Source organism: Rhodococcus sp. EPR-157 (assembly GCF_001647195.1).
GTDB lineage: Bacteria > Actinomycetota > Actinomycetes > Mycobacteriales > Mycobacteriaceae > Rhodococcoides.
This window is the reverse complement of record NZ_LVCV01000491.1, coordinates 1-3,095: the sequence shown is the minus strand read 5'-3', so window position 1 is coordinate 3,095 and position 3,095 is coordinate 1. Positions and strand designations below refer to the sequence as shown.

Here is a 3,095-nt window from a genome sequence, read left to right as displayed (position 1 = left end):
CTTCCGATCAGGAATTTGCTCCCCGACGCGCCACCCGTCGGTTCATGGGTGGACTACTCGGTGATCCTCTGGGTGGTACTGGGCCTGGTCACCGCAATGATTCTCTACGTCCGAAGCTGGTGGCGCGACGCACCGTAGTTGTCCGTCGTCCATCGTTGTTCACACACAATTTCGTTCGCAATTCTCCCGCAAGACTTGACTTGTTCAAGAAAAGGGTGTGATATTCCACTCATGCCACCGACGACGGAACACTCGGAGATGCTGCGCGCGGCCTCACTCCGTGTCACCCGCCCACGATTGGCAGTTCTCGACGCCGTGCTTGCCAACCCGCACGTCGACACCGAAACGGTGTATCGCACAGTGCGCGACACCCTCCCGGTCGTCTCGAGGCAGGCGGTGTACGACGTGCTTGCGGCACTGACCACGGCCGGACTGCTAAGGCGAATCCAGCCGTCCGGCTCGGTAGCCCGCTACGAGTCACGCGTGGGCGACAACCACCATCACCTCGTGTGCCGATCGTGCGGTGCGATCGAGGACGTCGATTGCGCCGTCGGCGAGGCACCGTGTCTCACCGCATCGCAACCGCGCGGTTACACCATCGACGAGGCCGAGGTCGTTTACTGGGGCACGTGCCCCCGATGCTCGGTCCCCTAAGAGTTCGCGACTTCAGGTCGTGATCAGTCCGATCCGCCAGCCCCGGAAGGAATCTCGTGTCCGAAGACCACACCACTCGCGAAAAAGATATGAACGAGGATCAGCCCCAGGATGGGGGCAAGTGTCCCGTTGCGCACAATTCCATGCCTTTCCCAGCAGAGGGCGGCAGCAACCGTGACTGGTGGCCGAAGAGCCTGAACCTGCAGATTCTGAAGAAGAATCCGGCCGTCGGAAATCCGATGGACGAGGATTTCGACTATGCGGCCGAGTTCAACACTCTCGACCTTGCAGCGGTGAAGGCCGATATCGAAGCCCTTATGACCGACTCCCAGCCATGGTGGCCAGCCGACTTCGGGCACTACGGCCCGTTCTTCATTCGTATGGCGTGGCACTCCGCGGGCACCTACCGGATCCAGGACGGACGCGGCGGCGCGGGTGCGGGCATGCAGCGCTTCGCGCCCCTGAACAGCTGGCCCGACAATGCAAGCCTCGACAAGGCACGCCGGCTGATCTGGCCGATCAAGAAGAAGTACGGCAAGAAGCTGTCGTGGGCCGACCTGATCATTCTGACCGGAAATGTCGCGATCGAGTCGATGGGCCTTCCGACCTACGGTTTCGCCGGCGGTCGTGTCGACGTCTGGGAGCCCGAAGAGGACGTGTACTGGGGCCCCGAACAGACCTGGCTCGGTGACGAGCGCTACACCGGCGATCGTGACCTCGAGAACCCTCTCGCCGCAGTCCAGATGGGTTTGATCTACGTCAACCCCGAAGGCCCCAACGGTCAGCCGGACCCGGCGCGGTCAGCAATCGACATCCGTGACACCTTCGGCAAGATGGCCATGAACGACATCGAAACCGCGGCTCTCGCGATCGGCGGTCATACCTTCGGAAAGGTGCACGGGGCAGCAGATCCCGAGCCGCACATCGGGCCAGAGCCCGAGGGCGCGCCGATCGAGCAGATGGGTCTCGGCTGGAAGAACAGTTACGGCACCGGCGTCGGCGCCGACGCGATCACCAGTGGCCTCGAAGGCACCTGGACGCCGACTCCGACGAAGTGGGACAACACCTTCCTCGAAACTCTCTACGGCTACGAGTGGGAGGTTCACAAGGGACCGGGCGGCGCGTGGCAGTGGCGACCGACCGGTGGCGCAGCAACGGATCTCGTCCCGGACCCGGCGGACCCGAACAAGCGCCACGCACCGATGATGCTGACCAGCGACATGGCGATGCGTGTCGATCCCATCTACGAGCAGATCACTCGTCGCTGGCTCGATCACCCGGAGGAGCTCGCCGAGGAGTTCTCGAAGGCATGGTTCAAACTGACGCACCGTGACCTCGGACCCGTTTCGCGGTACCTCGGTCCGGAGGTCCCTTCCGAGACCTTGATCTGGCAGGACCCGATCCCCGCCGTCGATCATGACCTCGTCGGAGACGCGGAGATCGCCGATCTCAAGTCGAAGCTCCTCGACTCGGAACTCTCGAGCGCACAGCTGATCTCGACCGCATGGGCATCGGCGTCGTCCTTCCGCGGCAGCGACAAGCGCGGCGGCGCGAATGGCGGACGTATCCGCCTACAGCCGCAGGCAGGCTGGGAAGTCAACGAACCCGACACACTCGCGCAGTCGATCCGCGTGCTCGAGGGTATTCAGGAATCGTTCAACTCCGCTGGTGGAGCGAAGATTTCATTCGCTGATCTCGTCGTGCTCGGCGGGGTTGCAGCTGTCGAGCAGGCTGCCAAGCAGGCCGGCCACGACATCGCCGTACCGTTCACTCCCGGCCGCACCGACGCGACGCAGGATCAGACCGATGTGGAGTCGTTTGCGGCGCTCGAGCCGAACGCCGACGGATTCCGCAACTACATCGGAAAGGGTCAACGACTGCCCGCCGAGTACGCACTGGTCGACCGGGCGAACCTGCTCACCCTCAGCGCACCGGAACTGACCGTGCTCGTCGGCGGACTTCGCGTCCTCGGGGCCAACTTCAACCAGTCGGCGCACGGCGTTCTGACCTCGAATCCAGGTGCGTTGACGAACGACTTCTTCGTCAACCTGCTCGACATGGGAACCGAATGGGCTCCCACCGCCGAGGAGGGCATCTACGAGGGGAAGGATGCCGCAACAGGGGAAGTCAAGTGGTCCGGCACACGGAACGATCTCGTGTTCGGCTCGAACTCCGAGCTGCGCGCTCTCGCAGAGGTGTACGCGTGCGATGACGCCGAGGAGAAGTTCGTCAAGGACTTCGTCGCGGCATGGGACAAGGTCATGATGCTCGACCGCTTCGATCTCACCTGATCCATCTACGGCACTTTCGGCGCCGCGCGAGTCCACCTCGCGCGGCGCCGAAAGTCGTGCAACAGGTCAGATGGACGTGCGATCCACCATCTCCACCTCAACGCGCTCACCGCTTTCGAGCGACTTCACGCCTGCCGCGCATACGGCGGC

The 3,095-nt window shown here is 63.3% G+C and carries 3 protein-coding genes; all 3 read left to right on the top strand.

Features of this window, described 5'->3' with window-relative positions; translation table 11 throughout:
• The first annotated feature begins 15 nt into the window (after positions 1-15).
• The 3 genes from A2J03_RS30150 (at position 16) to katG (ending at position 2,945) form a co-directional block, all read left to right on the top strand.
• A complete protein-coding gene (locus A2J03_RS30150) occupies positions 16-138 on the top strand; it encodes a DUF4436 family protein (protein ID WP_442971394.1) in 123 nt (40 codons plus the stop codon).
• A 93-nt stretch (positions 139-231) separates the two neighbouring features.
• Positions 232-654 carry a Fur family transcriptional regulator gene (locus tag A2J03_RS22310; protein WP_068378360.1) on the top strand — a complete coding sequence of 141 codons (423 nt, stop codon included), beginning with the start codon at positions 232-234 and terminating at the stop codon, positions 652-654.
• A gap of 89 nt (positions 655-743) precedes the next feature.
• Positions 744-2,945: a catalase/peroxidase HPI gene (gene katG, locus A2J03_RS22305; RefSeq protein WP_156520530.1), complete on the top strand. Its 2,202-nt coding sequence runs from the start codon at positions 744-746 to the stop codon at positions 2,943-2,945.
• Positions 2,946-3,095 lie beyond the last annotated feature (150 nt).

Excerpts from the sequence above, each read along its gene's own strand:
- A2J03_RS22310 (WP_068378360.1), top strand. The coding sequence starts at position 232 with ATGCCACCGACGACGGAACACTCGGAGATGCTGCGCGCGGCCTCACTC.
- katG (WP_156520530.1), top strand. The coding sequence starts at position 744 with ATGAACGAGGATCAGCCCCAGGATGGGGGCAAGTGTCCCGTTGCGCAC.